This window comes from Bradyrhizobium sp. ISRA464 (genome assembly GCF_029910095.1).
In the GTDB taxonomy this organism is placed as follows: domain Bacteria; phylum Pseudomonadota; class Alphaproteobacteria; order Rhizobiales; family Xanthobacteraceae; genus Bradyrhizobium.
The window spans coordinates 6,765,249-6,783,814 of record NZ_CP094526.1 but is presented as its reverse complement, the minus strand read 5'-3'; the positions used below and the strand labels follow the sequence as shown (position 1 = coordinate 6,783,814).

At 58.8% G+C, this 18,566-nt stretch carries 9 protein-coding genes and 1 pseudogene; 4 read left to right on the top strand and 6 right to left on the bottom strand.

Going from position 1 to position 18,566, the window contains the following annotated elements; genetic code table 11:
• Positions 1 to 85: 85 nt before the first annotated feature.
• From MTX19_RS31535 to MTX19_RS31520, 4 genes are all read right to left on the bottom strand, one after another.
• Positions 86 to 2,296 carry a hypothetical protein gene (locus MTX19_RS31535; RefSeq protein ID WP_280980757.1) on the bottom strand — a complete coding sequence of 737 codons (2,211 nt, stop codon included), beginning with the start codon at positions 2,294 to 2,296 and terminating at the stop codon, positions 86 to 88.
• A 1,166-nt stretch (positions 2,297 to 3,462) separates the two neighbouring features.
• Positions 3,463 to 4,533, bottom strand: coding sequence for a cytochrome-c peroxidase (locus tag MTX19_RS31530; RefSeq protein WP_280980756.1), 1,071 nt, complete (start codon positions 4,531 to 4,533; stop codon positions 3,463 to 3,465).
• A 1,444-nt stretch (positions 4,534 to 5,977) separates the two neighbouring features.
• Positions 5,978 to 6,217, bottom strand: a complete 240-nt coding sequence (locus MTX19_RS31525; RefSeq protein ID WP_280973384.1) for a hypothetical protein — start codon at positions 6,215 to 6,217, stop codon at positions 5,978 to 5,980.
• A gap of 167 nt (positions 6,218 to 6,384) precedes the next feature.
• Positions 6,385 to 6,609, bottom strand: coding sequence for a hypothetical protein (locus tag MTX19_RS31520; RefSeq protein WP_280980755.1), 225 nt, complete (start codon positions 6,607 to 6,609; stop codon positions 6,385 to 6,387).
• A gap of 1,180 nt (positions 6,610 to 7,789) precedes the next feature.
• Here MTX19_RS31520 and MTX19_RS31515 point away from each other — a divergent pair.
• Entirely contained in the window at positions 7,790 to 9,265 is a 1,476-nt protein-coding gene (locus MTX19_RS31515) for a trehalose-6-phosphate synthase (protein WP_280984936.1), read from the top strand.
• Between the two features lie 559 nt (positions 9,266 to 9,824).
• Entirely contained in the window at positions 9,825 to 10,172 is a 348-nt protein-coding gene (locus MTX19_RS31510; RefSeq protein ID WP_280973382.1) for a hypothetical protein, read from the top strand.
• 616 nt (positions 10,173 to 10,788) lie between these two features.
• Here MTX19_RS31510 and MTX19_RS31505 read toward each other — a convergent pair.
• On the bottom strand, positions 10,789 to 11,907 hold the full coding sequence (locus tag MTX19_RS31505) for a branched-chain amino acid ABC transporter substrate-binding protein (protein WP_280973381.1): 1,119 nt from the start codon (positions 11,905 to 11,907) through the stop codon (positions 10,789 to 10,791).
• A 617-nt stretch (positions 11,908 to 12,524) separates the two neighbouring features.
• Here MTX19_RS31505 and MTX19_RS31500 point away from each other — a divergent pair.
• Positions 12,525 to 13,889 carry a hypothetical protein gene (locus MTX19_RS31500; RefSeq protein WP_280973380.1) on the top strand — a complete coding sequence of 455 codons (1,365 nt, stop codon included), beginning with the start codon at positions 12,525 to 12,527 and terminating at the stop codon, positions 13,887 to 13,889.
• A 2,274-nt stretch (positions 13,890 to 16,163) separates the two neighbouring features.
• Positions 16,164 to 16,847, top strand: a pseudogene (locus MTX19_RS31495) (IS630 family transposase); the annotation flags it as partial.
• 176 nt (positions 16,848 to 17,023) lie between these two features.
• Here the strand turns inward: MTX19_RS31495 and MTX19_RS31490 are convergent.
• Positions 17,024 to 18,091 carry a hypothetical protein gene (locus MTX19_RS31490; protein ID WP_280980754.1) on the bottom strand — a complete coding sequence of 356 codons (1,068 nt, stop codon included), beginning with the start codon at positions 18,089 to 18,091 and terminating at the stop codon, positions 17,024 to 17,026.
• Positions 18,092 to 18,566: the final 475 nt, after the last annotated feature.

The window sequence follows — 18,566 nt, the reverse complement described above, 5'->3', positions numbered from 1 at the left end:
AAGCTCGCGCGCTAAGACGGTGCCCCGTGGCAATCGCTCGAGGAGCGCTCCTTCCGGCGAGCAGGCGACTCGGCCCGCCGCTCGTTCAGTCAAGATGTGGGCGATGGAACAGAAGAACGCGCCCTGCGGGCAGGTTTTCGGCCGTGTAGGGCTCACCGTTGATCAAGAAACACGTCATTGGTGCATCCCGGTGCGGCAGGAGGCCAAGGGTTTGGAGCATGTCAATGACGGCGGGTGAGGCCTCTCGGGGGCCGTGGTGCCAGTCGAGGCCGACGAACTCGCCGATATCGGCCAGCTTCGGAAGCCGGCGATGACCCGGTTCAGGCTCGGTAGACGGCGGTCGAAAATCCGGCACCGGCGCAGAATGGGCATCGTCCCGCAATTCGAGCGGTGTAGGGGGATTGAGATCAAGCAGAGATTCAAGACCGCCGTAGATATCAGTCGGAGCCCGCAGCTTCGTCGCTGGCGCAGCTTCACCCATCGGCCGAAGGCGAGCGTGGTGGATGAGCTGAACGTCATTCAGCCCTCCTGGCCCTAACGTGGCGGCGTAGCGCTCACCGCCAATGTCGTAGCTCATGATCCGCTGATCAGCGTCCGGCAGGAAGCCCAGGCGACGCAGCCTTTCGAGCATCGTATCCGGGGCGGGCTGGGTTCGGTGGGAAAAGTTCCCGGGGACGGCGAAGGAAACATCAAATGTCTCGCCGACGGGCGGCGACCCAAGGTGAATAAGCTGAACGTCATGGGGACCCGCGGGCCCCAGTACGGCAGTGTAGTGTTCTCCGCGAATGTCATAGTCCTTCATCCGCTGTACCGCGTCTGGCAAGAGCCCAAGGCGGCCCGATTTGGAGAGCATCGTGTCCGGAGCGGGTTGAGTGCCGTGGGCAAAGTCATTGGGAACGACCAGCGAAGCATCGAAAGTCTCGCCGATCGAGGTGGGCGTCGTCTGCGCAGCCCTGTCGGGCGGCGGCCCGGCTTGCTCCATTGCCCGTCCAAAGAATTCTGACGAGGCGGGATAGCGCAGCTGCGAGCTGGACTGTCTCGCCGCGGCATCGAAGGGCCCGACCCGGTCGACACTTTGTGTGCGCCGGTGAGCGGCTGAATCCATTTGCTGCCAAAGCTCCGGCGCATCGAACCCGCTGGCGCATGTCCAGCCGCCCCGATCAGCGGCATCAAACAGCTCGTCCTGGTCGACGCTTTGCACTGGCGAGTAGGCAGCTGAAGCCAAGGCCTGCCACGGTTCCTGCGTATCGATTCCGTCGGCAAGTGTGAGGCCGTTCTGATCCGCAGCAACACTTCGCACGGGCGAGTGGGCGATCGAACTCATTGTCGGCCAAAGCACCGGTGCATCGAAGGTGGTGACCAGAAGCGAGCTCTCTCGATGCGCGACATCGAAAAGCGGTTCGTGGCCGGCATTTTGTACGGGAAAGTGAGCGGCTGAACCCGTTCCCTGCCCAAGCTCCGGCGCGTTGAATCCGTCAGCCGCCAGCTGGCTCCCCCGATCCGCGACACCCTCCAAAGGCTGCTGCCGATCAAAATCTTGCACGGGTGAGCGGCCGGCCGGCTCTGTTGGCTGACGGGAGCTGCTGCGACAATGGTCCTGCACGATGCTGTCGCGGTAGTGGCGGAGCCTGTTCAAGGCATAGATGAGTTTCTTGTCGCCCGGAAACAAAGTGTCGGCATGGCCGAGCAGCGCGGCGTGACCAAGCTTAGAAATTGATAACGGTCGAAGTGCTGCAGCCAACTTCCGAAGATCGCTAGAATAATTTCCGGCGGTTTTCTCGTCGATCTGTCGGCCAAAGCCTGCTTCAGCGGCCTGCCTGATGAGGCGGTCGTCTTCCTTGGACGGACGGTAATGCGTTCGGATGGGCCGCGCGGGGGCGTCAGGCTCGCGGTACCTACTAACCATCGACAATGCGGGGGCGATGACCTTGTCCTTTGGCAGCAGCTTCTTGGCATAATCGAGCAGACTTTCTTCATCGAACCCAGCCATTGATTGGCCATACTGCTTCAGCGCCTCAGCCAATTTGCGAAGTCGACGATCGTAGATACTGATTGTGGTAGCGCCCGGCGGTGGTCCCCGCTCGAGGGCGGCGCCAGAGGCTGCTTGAATGAGGCGGTCGTCTTCGTCAGCGATGTCAAAAAGATCTCTGTGTGGATAGACGGCATCGACCTGTCGCACGTCTCCCAAGTGCTGCTCAAACTCCGCTTGCTGCTGTTGCGTGCGCGGCTGCTCCACTGTGGCATTGGACGTAGCCGAGCTTTTATCGCCCGGGTTGATATTGTTAAATCCGTCCATGATCCCGTCCGGTGGTGGCGCGCTGTTGTTCTCTCGCTACTCACGTTAGCTTTCTGAAACCTGACGCGGCTTGGAGAAAGTTAGAATTGGACTGGCGGCCCCGCAGTCAGCTTCTTCGGGTCCAGCCGACATTCCTTGTATCGGGCGGGCACCAAACGACTGGCGGGCCGTGTCAGTCGTCAGCCAAACAAAGGCTGCGATGATCAAAGGGAGCAGAGCGGCTCCGCCGTGATGATCGTAATCATGTAGCTGATCTTGATCGGATCGTCATAGCACGATCAAACGGTACGCCTTCGGAACGTTCTGATTGGTGGACGGCCGCGCCCGGGCCGTTCGGTGACCCACCGCGCCTGCTCATCCATCCGTGCACGCCAGACGTCGCAGGAATCCTCAAGTCAAAGGCCTTGCGCGTGAGACACGCGCTCGGTTGGCATGGACAGAACTTGCCCCCGTCGGCAACATGTTGTGCATCAAAGCGGACGAAGTCCAATTCAGCACGCTCCGTATTTTTGCGCGCGCGCGATCCTTGTTACTGTAAGCGGGATCGTACTATCCTGAACGTTGGCTGCAAATGGTGGGAGGCAATTTGTCGATCAAGAGCCGTTCCGATGAGGTGGCTGAGACGTTTCGTCTCTTGAGAGCGTTTCGCGCGCTCCGAAATCCTGCCGATCGTCGCCGTATCATCGAGATGGTTGAGACCATGTCAGCACGAGACGATGCGCAGGGCATGGTTCGCCCACGGGCCGATGAGGAAAAGTCCTGACTTGGCTCGTCGGATAGGCCCGCAAGCTCCTGATCGTCAGACGAACGTGCCCGTGGTTTCAGTGGGCATGAGACCTCAGCGCGCCGGCCGCCCTATGTCATAGGTTCAATGCTGCAAGCCATGGCGCCAACACAACGATCGAGCAGCGATACCATGACCCCGTGGCCGCTCGCTCGTTGTTTGATGGCGTCGCCGCGGGCCGCATCTCCTGGAGGCTCCGGCACGGCTCGTTTTGTGCCTTTCGGCCCGGAATTAGATTTCGATATCGTGGACGAACCAGCCGGAAGCCTGTCTTTTTGGACGTTCGAATTGTGGGCGACAGCTTGGGGCATCTTGACCTGGCTTTGATCTGTTTGCGCGAGGCTGCGCTACGTATATTTCGAATCAGCTATCGTGACAGACCCTACTTGTCCAGAGAGGGCCGCGGGGTTGCCTCGGTACGCGCGGGCAATATCGGGTACTCGATCTTGGGCCGCTGTCCTGTCAGCGAATTGAGAAATGCGACGATGTCGTTTTCGTCCTGATCGCTGAGCTTGGTGCCGAGCTGAACCTCGCTCATCACGCCAACTGCTTGCTTGAGGCTCCAAACCTGGCCCGAATGGAAGTAAGGGGCTCGCAAGGCGACGTTGCGCAAGGGCGCAGAGCGGAAAACGTACTCGTCACCAGCCATCTTGGTGACCGCGAAGCGGCCTTTGTCGGCGGCTGGAAGCAGTGGCGCGGCCGGCCTTCCGACCACGCCGAACGGGAAGTAATCCTGCCCTCCGACGTTGATTCCATTGTGGCAGGACGAGCATCCCTTTTCCATAAATAGCTTCAGGCCCGCCTTCTGCCGATCATCGAGCGCATGCTTGTCACCCTCGAGGTACTGATCGAAAGGCGCAGCGGGTGTAATAAGGGTCGCTTCGAAAGCCTCGATCGCTTTTGCGAAATTGTCAAAGGTGACGGGCGTCGCATCGTTAGGAAATGCCCTGCTGAACATGACGACATAGTCGTTCATCGAATTCAACGTGTCGAGCACTCTATCTGGCGTCGCATTCATTTCGACACTTGCCTGGACTGGTCCCTTGGCTTGCGCCTTGAGGTCTGCTGCCCGTCCATCCCAGAACTGCGCCACATTGAATACCGCATTATAGACGGTAGGCGCCCGGCGTGGACCGCGCTGCCAGCCATGACCGACCGACGTTGGGCCGGCATCCACGCCGCCGGCACCAAGATTGTGGCACGTATTGCAGCTAATGATCCCGCTCGATGAGAGCCGCGGATCGAAGAACAGCACCTTGCCAAGTTCGACCTTTTCATGGGTGACCGGATTGTCCTTCACCGCAGGAACGATCGAGGGAATCGGCTTGAAGATCTGTCTGGCGGCGCTCATCAAATCGTCATTCGCGGCGGCTGCTGACGACACCAGCATCCCGACGCCCAGGATGTATACCTTGCGTACAATGGAAAGCTCTCGTATCGCTAACTTCTTCATGGCGTGCAGCACCGGTTTTTGTTGGATATCGGAAGTGGATCAAGAGCGACACGCATCACTCTCATTCATGCAGGGCAACGCAGCGGGCGTCTGAAGCGGTAGTTTGTCGTGTCTTGCTCGCTTTGGCGTAGTTCATCATGAGATGCAAACGGCATCACCGCGCAGGCCGAGCCGTTTGAAAGCGCAAACGGCGCTTTGTCTTACGAGCTCCTGACCAGAACTGCTGGCTCCAGACGGCAGTCGACTTGCCCTTGCAAGAGCGACGATCGGTCCGGCGGCGTATATTGTCGTTCGCCATCATCGATCGGCGGACGATGGGGCCGCGCGCGTGCAAGTATGTTTGTATCACGCGGCATCGGTCGAAAAATCCTGCTCCGGCTCGGCGGAGCGCCACCATCGATGCCGAGCGTAGACCATATCGGACACCAGGACGTCCGAGAATGACGTGATGGAGGTCCTGCAGAGCGAGCTCTAAGACTTGAGGCTTCGTGCTGTTCACTGTCGATCATCGAATCTTATACACCGTCCGCTGCTCGGAATATTCTACAACCTGACGTGACGTGCGGTTCAAGCCCCATGAGCGCCTGGACGCGCGGCCATGTCTGGCTCGGGCTATCGAGAAGCGGCGGGGCATTTCTGCTTACGACGTGACGTTGGCTCAACGTCCAAACCAGCGCTTGGGCTCAGATGCATGGGAGTATCAAGCGGCGTGTCGCCGGGTTCTGCCTGCGTGAGCAGACTGTTCGATAACGCCAAGACAACGGGAGAGGAGACGTGGTCGTTGTCGGTATCAGCCGGCGCGACTGCTGCCGAAACGATCAACGCGTGCGCGGGTACCAGATCGATTATCATGGCACGTTGCGCGCGCGTGCACCAGGCGCTGCATCAATCCTTGCGCCGGAATGTCCATGTGTTGAGCGGGATAAGCTCGCTGCCCGTCGCGTAGATCGGCGCGTCGGCAGTGGTGGTGACGGGTCATCCGTGAGCGCCATGCGAGCGGAGGGCAGCGTCTCACTGGCCGCGCTGAAGCGTCGAACGAAGCGGACGCGAAGGCAGATGTGGCCGCTCGCGGGTTCGGCAGGCGCAAAGCTTCGAGAGCGTGCGCCATCTGGCAGCCAACCGATCGATGGACCATTCTGACTGCATCGGCAGAGCTCGTTCGTGATGGAGCGGGGTGGGGAGCAAGAGGCTGAGCGTTCAGCGTCGGAGCGAATCGTGGATTGTGCCGCGTTCAGTATAGTACGAGTCTACGCAAGAGGGCTTTGGAGGACGAGGTGTCGGATCGGTACATGCTGCTGAACATGATCGAGACCGTTTGTCCCCTGAAATGGCATGGACGTTGCCGACGAAAATCACCTAACCGCGGAAGGCGCACCTCCTGACTTGACCTACGCTTGTTGGTCACGAACGCGATAGCAAAAAACGCCGCACGAGCGCGCTGGCTTTAGGTCAATGGTCTTCTGCCGATGCCAAGCTGCTCGATGACGAGCTTGGAAATCTTTGTTGGATCGCGAACGCCCGTTGCGCCGATCTCGATGGTCTTTCTCGCGACGATTTCGGCGATCGGGTCATCACGATCGACCAAGCAAAGCGAGTGCAGGGTCAATTCATAGGCCGACGTTAGGCGCTCGACTTCGTCCGGTCCGAGGTTGCGGCCCTGGAGCAATTTATTGATGGCAGTCACGACGGCGCTAACCCCGCGACAAAAGTCACTTTTATCGTTCACATGCACGCTGATTCGAAATTTGCATTGAGTACGATGAAGCCGGATGTCTTTGGTTCGGGCGCATCGTCGCTGATGCAGCGTGCACGATCGAAATTGCGCACCATCGACCAAATGATCGGATCTGCTCAACTGGAACGCTTGTGTTCCTCCTTGGCTGCCAGCATCCGCTCGAAGCGATCAGCTTGTGCTTTCGTGAGATTGACGGCCAAGCCGACCCCGATCACCGCTGGCCCCTTACGTTGCCGATCATAAACCATCCACCCGCTTGACCCTTGACGCACTAAGAACCTGGATGGAGGAGGCGCCTCATCGGTATCCTTGTCCGATCGTTGTTTGCCTGGATATTCCATCGTGGCCTCCCAAACAGTGCAATCCAATTCTTTGTACGTAGCGAACCGATCTGCTATCCGGCTGCGCGAAATGTTCGAGCATAGCAAGTGATGAGCGTGTTGTCGGGATCGCCCTTGCGGGCGGGCAAGTGAGGTCTCTATTCCAGACATCCGATCGGAAGAGGCCGGCGGCCAGCAAAAGCCCGCTCTAGCTCATCAGCCAACTGCATGGCGTTCGGTAGCGCTGGCATAGACCGTGCGCTACGATTGCGGCATCTGTAGGCGATCGGCTGCGCAAGTGTTCGCGGCCGGCAGGCGTGATTTCATGCGGCCGACCGTCACACCGGGCACGTTCATCTGATGCTGGGTAATCACTTAACGGGGGCGTTACCGGTCCTGTCCCGCCCGTGGAGCGGAAGCGAGACTGGGGCCGACTGGAATTGCGCTGTCTGGCCAAAAGTGAGCTGGCTGGTTGAAGTGGGCGTGATCGGAGGCTTGTCCGCCAACGCCGGGATCGACGGCATCAGTAGTTGTCGTCTTGTCTCGAAGTCGCCGCCGAGGGGTGCGGCGAGGCTAATTACGGCAGCGTCAAACGGATTAAGAACGCCTGGGTTAGGCTAGCGCCTGTCCGAAGCGTTCGGCCAAACCAGCCTGATTTCGACGGCTCGAAACTTCCATGCTGGTTTCCAGAGCCTCGGCTACTGGATCGGCGGCGAGCACGTTTGCGGCGCGGGACAAAACGATCTTTGATCGATCCGGCCTTTGCCTCCGAATCATTGACCCTGCAGAGCCCGCGGCAACGCAATGCCGGGTCCGTCATCCAACCAAGAAATCTTTCTGACTCGTCAGCTTCTCGAAAGCCGACGCTCCTAACATGAGCGAGATAGAGGTCCCGAGGCCAGTGCTCCGATCTGCAATCTGCATCAAACGGAGGTAATACGTGGAACCTGCTAGCAACGTCAAACCATCAGCGTCAGAAACCGTCGCGACGGCCGACTCTATGCTGCAAAAGCAGCCGGTAGAGCAAACGGCCTTTGAGCAACATCTCAGTGAAGCACAACAGCGCGAGCCGCCGCAAACCGATCCGGCCCCTTCGCGTCGCGGTGTTGCGCCGGGTGTCGCGGAGCACATCGTGGCGGCGGAGGCGCAATCTCCGCGCCTTGTCGTTGTTTCAAACCGCCTTTCCAAGCCTGGTGGGGCCATGACAGGCGGCCTGGCTGCGGCTTTGCTTCCCGCGGTGGAACGTTCCGGAGCGCTCTGGGTCGGGGCCTCGGGCCCGCTGAAAGCCGGCAACCACGAGCTCGGCGAGGGAGCGCTGGTGAAGCTCGATTTACCCGCCGCAGATTATGACGGCTACTACAACGGTTTTTCGAATTCGACACTGTGGCCGGCACTACATTCGCTGAGAGAGCGAATCTCCTTCTCGGAGGACGACTACAAGAGCTATCGTAAGATGAATGCCTTCATGGCGGATGCCCTGCTTGACTACAAGGAGCGGGACGCATTCTGGGTGCATGACTATCATTGGCTCACGCTCGGCGCCGAGCTGCGTGATCGGCGCGTCGACCGGCCGATCGGCTTCTTTCTGCACACGCCATGGCCGGCGCCCGGTGTGATGCAGCTGGTGCGGCCTCATCGCGAACTGATCGAAGCGATGCTTGCGTACGATTTGGCCGGCTTTCAGACCGACGAGGACCGGCAGAATTTCCTTGCCTGCGTCCGTGCCGAGCTCGGGCTGGCCCCCAGCGAAGACGGTGTTGTTATCTCGCCCCGTGGCATCACCAGATGCCAAGTGTTCCCAATTGGCATCGATACGGACAAATTTGCACGATATGCTAAAGACGCAAGTTCGAATCCCGATGTCTCCAAGCTGCTGGACGGTCTCAATCGCGAGAAGCTTGCCGTCGGCGTCGACCGGCTGGATTACACCAAGGGCATCGACAATCGTATCCAGGCTGTCGGTCGCGCCTTGGACAAAAAGCCGAAGAGCATCGCGCTTTTGCAGGTCGCCACCAGCTCTCGAGATGGCATTCCGAGCTACAGAGATTATCAGAACGACGTCAAAGCTGTTGTCGACGATGTCAACGCTCGCCACGGCGCGGACGACTGGATGCCGATCCGCTACGAGACCGAGCCTGTCAGTCAGGCGGTGCTCGCGGGTCTCTACCGCGCCGCACGTGTCGGCGTCGTGACTCCCCTGCGTGACGGGATGAATCTCGTAGCGAAAGAATATGTCGCCGCGCAAGACCCAATAAGTCCCGGCGTGCTGGTTCTGTCGAAATATGCCGGCGCGGCCAAGGAGCTCGATGCGGCACTACTAGTCGATCCCAACGATATCGAGGGTATGGCGGAGACGATTGCGAAGGCCATAGAGATGCCGCCCGAACGCCGCCTCGACTCCTACCGCAAGATGATCAAGAAGCTCCAAGACTATCCGATAGGCGCATGGTGGGCCGACTTCGTTGCGAAGCTCGAGGATAGCCGGATCGGCGTAGCCGCGGGCGACTCCATTCCGTTAGACGCGGGAGCTTCCAGTCGCTCAGAGAGCCGGACCATCCACGACGACCCAGCAGGCCCATCGGGTGCGATAGATCACTCGGAACGGGTGTCATATCCGGACGTCGCCGTTCCGGCTACGGTGCCAGCGGATCATTTCGGACATATCGGCTTCCGCTAGAGCAATGACGCCGCGCTGCCCCGGGACGTGTTGATCAGTACATTGGACAGAATCTGGGTCCTGCCGGCCACGGGCGAGCCCAGCGCCGATTCAGCGAGCAGCTTGACGCGGCGTAGTTGAGCAAACGCGCCGACCGAGCATGGATTGCATCGACGAGGCGAGCGTAGATCTCCAAGCTCATCATAACCGTCGGAGGGCCAAGGAAGGACCAAGGCGGCGCTGAAGCAGTCTTTGTTGGCGCGCCACACCGGAACAGAGGCCGACTATGTCGAGCTTCTAGAGCATGATCCGGAGCTGGCCTTCCGAAAAGATCATGCTCAAACAAGAAGCTAAAGCGCGATGACGGTTCGACCTCATCTCATCGCGCTTTAGGGTGGTTAGTCCAACGGCCGGAAGATTGCAGCTCCGAACGCTTCGCATTCGTCGCTGGTTAAGTCGGAGCCATGGGTCGGCCCTTTTCAAGCGATCGCGATTCGAGCTCTCGCAATTGGAATCCAAGTGCGAATGTTGGGAGTACCTTTTTGCCTCCCCATTGCGGTATGCTCAGGCGATGAGCTCAATGTTGAAGATTGTAGCGGCAGTGGGAGCGATCTTCCTGGGAGAGGCCCTTTCGATTATCGCGGAGTTGATCGCCTCAAAGGAGTTCGGAAAAGCTGGCGGGAATCTGACGACGCTGCTTCCGATGTTCCTGCTGATCATGCTGGGCGGTATCTTGCTCGTCTGCGGATATGCTCTCGGCTACATGCATCTCAAGAATATTTGGATCATAGTCGCAGTATCGGTGGGATCGATCCTCGTGGTGGAACCGATTCTCTCGTTCTTACTCTTTCGGGACGTGCCGACGATCGGTTCGCTGGTTGGGCTGGCACTGGGCGCACTTGGCACTCTGGCAGCGATATTTTTATAAGCGCTATCTGTGTCAGGCTAAATTACCGTGGTTCTGTGAAAGCGGTGGGTTATGAACCGCTCAATTCGATCGCAGCGGTGGAAATGTATTCTGACCGATGTGGCCGGCTCCTGGGAGCGCTATTGCCGTGAGATTGGAGCCGGGGTCTCACTTCGTTGTTACCCGACGCGGAAACGTTCCAGCCTGGATATCAAGCTGCCGCGCAAGCTTCGAAATTTATCGGGAAGGACCTGCAAGTCTTCAACCGTAGAGCTCTTGCGAGCCAAGCAAAGGGAGCGCTCGCGTCTGATTGACGTGCCATCAACTGGAGGGGGGCCGTCGTTTGGTCCAATGACGTCCGTCGATGCCAAACGGATCGCCGACAACCATAGAGAGCTCCGCTGGATCGCAAACGCCGGTTGTACCGATCTTGGTGCCCTTCCTTGCAATGATTTCCGGCGCAAGGCGATCGTAGGGTTGGTCGAAGGCCGAGCCTCAGATGGCTCAGCTTTGTTTCGGCCCGCGTTTTGTCCTCAGGCGCCCCACTCACGGTCGGGCCCGAAGGCGCTGCTGTCGCGCCAACGAGAGCTCCAAAACAATATGCCACTGATAGTGGTCAGGGATTTTCCTATCGGCGTCAGGAACCGTTCGAGTTCACTTCGGCATAGCCGCCCTTATCGTCCCATTTGTAAACGACATAGTCGAGCTGCTTGATGTCGCCCTTGACGTCATATTCAAGATTGCCGATTACGGTGTCCCAAGAGCTCGCTTTGATCGTATCCATCACCTTCCTTGGATCTATGGTGCCGGCCTTGGCCACGGCTTGAGTCCACACTTGCACCGCCGCATAAGTGTAGAGCGTGTAGCCTTCGGGATCGATGTTCCTGGCCTTGAATTTCTCGACAATCGCGGCCGCCGTCGGCTTCTTGCGTGGGTCCGGTCCGAAGGTGAAGAGCGTGCCCGCACCGGCGGCGCCGGTGATCGAGGCATATTCCTTGTCGGCCAATGCGTCGCCCGACATCAGCGTCGTGTTTAGCCCCTGATCGCGCATCTGACGAAGGATGAGGCCTGCCTCCTGGTGATAGCCGCCGACATAGACGAGATCGATATTGTCTCGCTTCAGGCGCGAGACGATCGCATTAAAGTCCTTGTCGCCCTTGTTATAGGATTCGTACAGCTTTTCGGTAATGCCGGCCGCGTTAAGGGCCTTCTTAGTCTCGTCGGCAAGTCCCTTGCCATAGGTGGTCTTGTCATTGAGGATAGCGATATTCTTGCCCTTGAAGTTCTTGGCGATGAAGCGGCCGGCAACCAGACCCTGCTGGTCGTCACGCCCGCAGACGCGCGCTACGTTCCAAAGCTTGCGGTCAGTCAAGAGTGGATTGGTCGAAGCCGGCGTGATCTGCAACACGCCGCCGTCGGCATAGGCGTCCGACGCTGGGATCGAGGATGAAGAGCAAAAATGTCCGGCTACGAACGGGATCTTGGCTCCGGCGACCTTTTCCGCCACCGAGCGTGCCTGCTTGGGATCGCAAGCATCGTCCTCGACGTCGAGCACGAGCTTCTTGCCGAGCACGCCGCCAGATGCGTTGATATCGGCGACCGCCATTTCGGCGCCGTTCTTCATTTGCCGGCCGAAGGCCGACTCACCGCCGGTTATGGGTCCCGCAACGGCGATGGTGATGTCTTCCGCGAACACCGCTGTGGAGAACGCGAAGGATGCACCAAGTGCGAGGCCGATGAGGTCGAATAATTTCATGAATGGTCCTCACAAAGTGAAGGCAATGGCGAGTGAGCACGAGTGGAGCAGTGCGCTGGCGGCTGCAGTCGCGCTAGATCACTGTTGCTGACGCCGGCTTCATCGTGCATCAAACCCCTCGATCGCGTCCCGGAAAAGAGCAGCAGTCCTGTCTTGTCTCGCTAGGAGGACATCTGCCTCTCTCAAATGACCAAGCTTCTGGTCGCGAAGGCATCTGCAGAAAGCTTGGCCGAAAAGAGAGAACCTCTGCAGGCGTCGGGACAGAAGAACGAACCAGCGCGCATGTGCCAAGCAACGATTGAACGTTAAGCGCGCTCGCCGGTGCCAACTTTACGCGACCCGTCTCATGCTGGCCAGTCAACGCCACAAAGGTGTCCATGCGAATATTAGCTGAGTTGGCCGTCCAGAAAAGAAATAGGTTTGTACGAAACGTACACGGAGCGCGTCTTTGATTGTTGGCGTCAGTCGCGGCCGACAACCGCAGCAACGGAGTTTCCCTCAAGTCAGGAGTTCTTCACCAGTGCCGTGTTGAGTGGCGTCAGCTTCTTCACCATCACGCTCAAGGTGGGGCTATAGTCTGCTAAATTACCAGATGGGGCCCGAGAGGGGATTGGGGATTGTCATATACTCATTCAGTAGCTGCGGAATGCGCCAGTTATTTCAAACAGACCATAGCCAGGTTGAAGCGAGACGACCTCATTATTGCAGTCGCACTGCTCGTCTTCTTTGTGGTCAGTATCGTCTCGCTCATGGTCGCCGGAGCGACGTTTCGCAACATGCAATTTTGGCCGTCAGACAATATGTCGCCGGACACGCTAGTTGGAGTGGGCGCAATGATGCTGTTCATTCCAGCCTTTGCCGTCGCGCGGTTCTCGTTCGGCTACATCGTCGCATTCTTTCTGCTGTCGGCTGTGCTCGGTTACGTCTGGCTCTCCTTCTATTCCGGATTCGACTATCCTCATGCCTTGGCGCGGTGGTCGATGTTTGGAGCGCTCGTCGGTGCCGCGACGCCGCTGCTGTTCGTGAATTTTGAGATTTCACGGCCTGCCGTCACGGAGGATGCATCGCGCCGAATAGCGCTCGCGCTTGCAGCGATCGCGGTCTTGGTGCTCGCTGCGGATGCCTCTTATGGCCTCACGTTCGGCAGCCCGCTTGGCGCCGCCCGCAATTCGGTCACCCGCCCGCTTGTGCTGAACTACCTGACGGGTATCGTGATCTCGGGGATATTGCCGTATCTGTTCGCCTGGTTTGCGAGCGGCAGGCAGCCGATTGCGGCGTTCCTGGTGCTTGTCCTAACGGCTGCGTACTATCCCATCGCTGTCAATAAAACCGTATTGCTGCTGCCGCTTTGGCTGCCGATCGTGTTCTTGCTCTACGCGCGGCTCAATCCAAGGCTCGCGACGATCCTGTCGTTGCTAATTCCGATGGTCATAGGTCTCACACAATATGAGCTCGTTCGGCTGTATTCTCCGAACGATCCTTATTACTTGTTTGGGGTCTTCAATCTACGCATGATCAGTGTTCCGGCACTGGCCATAGACCATTATGCGAATTTCTTTCACGATCACGCGCTGACGAACTTTTGCCAAATCTCATTGGTGCGCGCCCTCATGGGCTGCCGATACGGCGAGCTTGGACCCGTCATGGCGCAAGTCTACCGCGCTGGCAACTTCAATGCCTCGTTCCTGGCGACGGAAGGAATTGCGTCGGTTGGGCTTCAATGGACGCCGGTGGCGGCGCTGATTTGCGGTACTATCTTGTCGATCGGTTCGCTTGCGAGCCGCCATCTGTCGCCGCCGTTTATTGCCGCGTCGTCGGCGGCAGCGGCAGAGGTCCTCGTGAACGTCCCACTGTCGACTGCGATGGTCTCAAATGGGCTTGCGTTACTATTCCTGCTTTGGTGGCTGACACCGCCCACCCCACTCGTTCGGGAGCAGCCTCAAAATGGAATCGTGGCAAGTCTTGGCCTGGCCGGTGATTGAGACCACCAAAGGCAGCAGCCCTGCAGTTCTGTCCGTGTCGACGGCAAGCGGCCTACATGGGCCGCTTTGGTTCGAGGCGGGATAGGGCTCGTCAGCTCCTCGCAGCTAAGCTTGGTCGTTGCGTCTTCTTCAGGTGATCTGATGGGATGGGTGTGCGCAATTTCAACATAACGGCTTGGGCGCACGTGCCTCAGCCAGTCGCGCAAGAGGAGCAAGCGAAACGCCCGGAGGCGGCTTTCCAACGGGCGCCCGTTTCTGCCCGATGATCTCTGTCGGTGCTATCCGCATCTGTCCAACTCGGACTGGAGGTTGATCGAGCGTGCGATCGGTGCCGCTTTTGCGAGCGGGGAGGTGGATTCGGCATTCGGTAGGCCAACCATCTGGCCAGATAGCCTTGGCTCTGAGGGTCTGTCGATGTCCGGGGCTCGATGACGCTGAATTGCGCGCTTACGTAAAGGCGGGACACAATCGTGGCAGCATTTGCCCACCGGGTTGAATGACCTTCGTAAGTTCCGTGACCAATCTGCAGATGCGGCGAGCCGCGGCCTCGAAGTTGGCCCCCTGCAGTCGGGCTTCATCCTGGATGTTCGAAATGACTTCATGGGCCCTCCGGCAAAGCGTCAACGATTGCGGAAATAATGAGCCCGCACAATTGACAGTCTCGGTCAGCCTGGGATGAGCGTCAGCCAGGGCGAGGTGGCGAGGCCGCGTCGTTGGCGCTCGTCGACCCTGAACTCTTCACCTTCGATCCGGCCCAGTTCCCTCCAGGCGAGCTTCGGTCCTTGCTAGGTGATGAACCCGCCGCGGCGCCACTCTTCAGCGTCGATCCGGGGACTTCAGTTCCGCCCCAGATGAGCTTCGGTGATTGCTGGAAGATGAACCCGTCACATCGCGCGCCTTCCTTGTCGGTCCAGAGGACTTCAGCTTGCCTCCAGGTGAGCTTCGGCCGTCGTTGGAGGATCACTCCGCCCCGTTCGTCAATTTGGGTTCGGCAGATCAGCCGGGTTTCGACCGCAGTCCGCCGCCGGCTCTATCTCTGTATCTTCCCCAGGGCTGGCAGCACTGGGACCAGTGCGCGCCGGAAGACCTCAAGGAAGGAATGCGCTTGCACAACGTGCCAACCGCGGCTGACCCAAACAAAAATCTAACTCTTCGGGACGTGAACTACACGGCCACTATCGGACCGGCAGGTCTGGAGCACGAAATTGTTCTCCGTAGGACTTGAGCAGAGTCGCCGCCCATCCTGGTTGGAGCTCAGCGAGGCTTCTCGGCCATCCAGCGAACGTTCATATGGTCCGACCACTGCTGTTCGAGCAAGGCGCAAAGCGCGTTGCGTGCTAACGGACCGCCTTATCTCGGAATGACACTAAGAGAGAACGAGAGAGTAACTTGTACTTCGGCCTTCCCCGTGTCTTTGAGGAGGATGTCCAGAAGTTTCGCCCGGCGGCGGTGATGCCCTCGAAAAGTTTGAAGAAATCGCCGTCTTGGGCATGCGCGCTGTGGAGCGAGGATGGGTGGCTGCAAGCACAGGTGCCGCAGCCGAACGACGCAAAAGCGAGGAACTGCCGTGCCCAGCATCGATGTATCGGCTCTGCGTAGCTTTCGAAGCGCGCCGAAAACGAAACGCCCGGTACCTCCTGTGCGACTGCAACCAATGCACAAATTCTAGGCGAGCGATAGCAGCAGGAGTGGCGTTCTAGGCGACCGGCCCGTAGGAGCACGGGACACTCTTCCCCTGGCCTGCCGAGTTGGATAGCATCACAACCTTGAAGAGAGAAGAGCATGGCGAGCAGGCTTGAACGCGTCGAGAGGGTAGAGAGATCCGCGATTCTTCGGCGCCTCCGTCGCGTGCAGGCGTGGCGCAGGGCTCGCCTCCAGCGGCTCTTGGCCGATCCTGATATAGCGAAGAACGACCCGGAGCGACGCAAGTCCATCAAGGCGGCGCAGCACTATACGGCGGTCTCGATGCGCGCCAAAGCCATTCAGATCGGACTGATAGATCGCTAGTGCGGCACGCCCAGCCGCCCGCATGGCACGCCGGGACTGGACGATGTTCAACGGCCTTTCGGCCGTCCAAGATGTCGCATCATCGATTGCGGGATCAGCTATCGGAGTGCTTCCGAGCATTGGGGCGTTGGTGATGTTCTCGCCACAGGATCACGCTTTCGCGCGATCAAGATGTGCTTCTGAAGCAACTTTCGAATGCCCGGTAGTAGCGTTCTTCATCGCTAGTACCCACTTTTCTTGGATCGTGAGTCGTGATTCAAGATATGGATGATACCCAAAGCGAGAGAAGTCCACCTTTCGAGGGAGATCGCAAGGTGCTTGTGGCGTGCTGTCATTCGCCAGTGACGTTCCAGGCCGATTTGGAGTGGGTGCGGATAGTTCTTTTGGCGCCGGCCGAGCGCAGCACGCGGTCGATCGACAAGGAAGTTGGATCCAAACACGGATCGTTAACCTTTGGCGGCATCGCTATGCCGACCATGGCCTTGAAGGTCTGAAGGACATGCCGCGGTCTGACAAGCAGCCGATCTATACGAAGACGACCGACAAGCGAATTCTGAAGCTGTCGGACAAGCTAGCCCCGCAAAGTTTGCGCGCTGGACCGGCGCTCTGCTGGCCGAGGCGCCAGGGGATGTTGACGTCCAATATGTCTGGCGGTTTGTGCGCAGCCACCAGGTTGACTTGTCGACTCGCAAGCCCTCATGTGAGAGCAACGACCCGAACTTTACGGCCAAAGCCGCCGATGTTGTCGGCCCTATGTTGCCCCGCCCGCGAACGCCATTGTGCTGTGCGTGGTCGAGAAGCCCTCGATCCAGGCTTTGGAGCGAGCGCAGGGTTATCTGAAGTTGTTCGATGACCGCGCCTTGATCGGCCAGAGCCACGATTACAAGCGTGCATGGCACGACAACATTATTTGCCGCGCTCGAAGTCGCCACCGGAAAGATCATCGCGACCTAGAATACGCGGATGGCCTAACCTAGGCAGCGACCTCATCATCACGGCCAAACTCGATCGCACCTTCGGACCGGACGCGCATGCGCCCGGCACGCTCGACTTCCAAATAGCTGAAAGCGGGCGCGCCAGTCCCGGCCGATTCGGCAATAGTCGATAGCTCGCCTGGACTGCGAAGGTCAGTGGCCGGAATCCGATGGCGAATGAGTTCGAGAGTCGGTCACCATCTCGGGCGTATCGGAGTTGATTCTTACCTTCTTGATCGGTGTATGATCTTGCGGTGCGCGAGCCGTATTCGGATTATCCACGCTGGCTGTCCAATAATCAGCTAGATTGCCGCCCAGAAACAAGACCTCGGTCTCCTCGCTCGGTATTACCCCTAACCAATCTCGCAACTCCTCATCTCCGGGAGCATGCCCACGCTCTAGAATATCGTTGATCTTTTTGATCGGCCAGGCGGTGACGCTTGGTACCGTATAAGTGTGCAGCTTCTTAGCGTTTTTTGCAATTGCGTTCGCGCCATTCTCGCTATGGTCCTTTGAAAGGAGCAGTCGCGAGGGGGTCTGGCACAATGACACAAAAGCACTCTCTGTAAGGCCTTTCGTGTGCCATGCCGCGAGGCGCGCCATATCAATTTCGTCCTCTCTTTCGTCGTCCGAGCAGATAGCAGCCTTATAAACATGCGGGCTAGCCTGAGCACGCAAACCCGCTAGGGAACGCACATGCGCGATGGCACTCACCTTTTCGTCTAGAATCGGCTCACAATCGATGTTCTCGTTCTGAAAACGGTGCAGCGACAGATATGATGATGCCACCACATCGTCGAAAATGCGCTTGCCGTCGACACTGCCGGCAGAAGATCCGGTGGTTCGTGGCCACTGTGTTGCTCGCTGCGCAGCGAGTTTGATCTCGTTCTTCAGCGCCTTAACGCTCGCTCCGGCCAGCGATGCCGCAAGTTCGGCGCGCCCTCTCACAAAGGATGCGGCCGGGCAGCGCTCGCTTTCCCGGATGGCGCTCGCTCTCCGATTGCCCGTCGTCATGGTCGAGGGTGATCCAATCCGGAAATCCATGGAAGCGGCAGCTGAATCTGATGTTGAGCGCAGTTCACTCAGCTGCTGCTCAAAGTCCGCTTGATCCGGGGACGGGTATGCTAGTGAGCTGGTTTGTAGGCTTAGTCTGCCCGGCTCTTGCTGCGTCCGCTGCTGCTGGGTCAAGCGTTCTATTGTGTTCTGTGGATCGATGTTCATCTGCTCCCCTCGCGCGCGGATCGTTCGGTTTGATCTTGGCAGGTGCGGCTTTCGAGAAGCTGACAAATGAGGAAAGCATGCGGCCGCCAACTTTTCGGGGGGGCTTCCCGGTCGGCTAGCCACGCTGCGGGAGAGCGTCCCACGAACTGCGTACGCCAGGTAATCCGGCGCATTCGCGTGCCTGATGGGTCATGGGATGACGTTGCGGCTGTGTAACTCATCTGCCAAATAGTTTAGCAGCCGCTGGGAGTGTGCTCGCAGCCGTGCTGCCCCATCCTTTTTACGGGCTGGAAGTCGCGCAGAGCCTCGGAACGAAGCCACAGCTAGCAAAGTATCGCGGCAGAGAAGTGACGGAAGCGAAGAATGCTGCGCGCAATCGGCACATAATCTGCCGAGCACCTGCTCCGGCGCTTTGTGTTCCCCAGCTACTTCCAGCAGGAGCGAGCCTAACCGGTGGGCACCGGCCTAGCCCAAC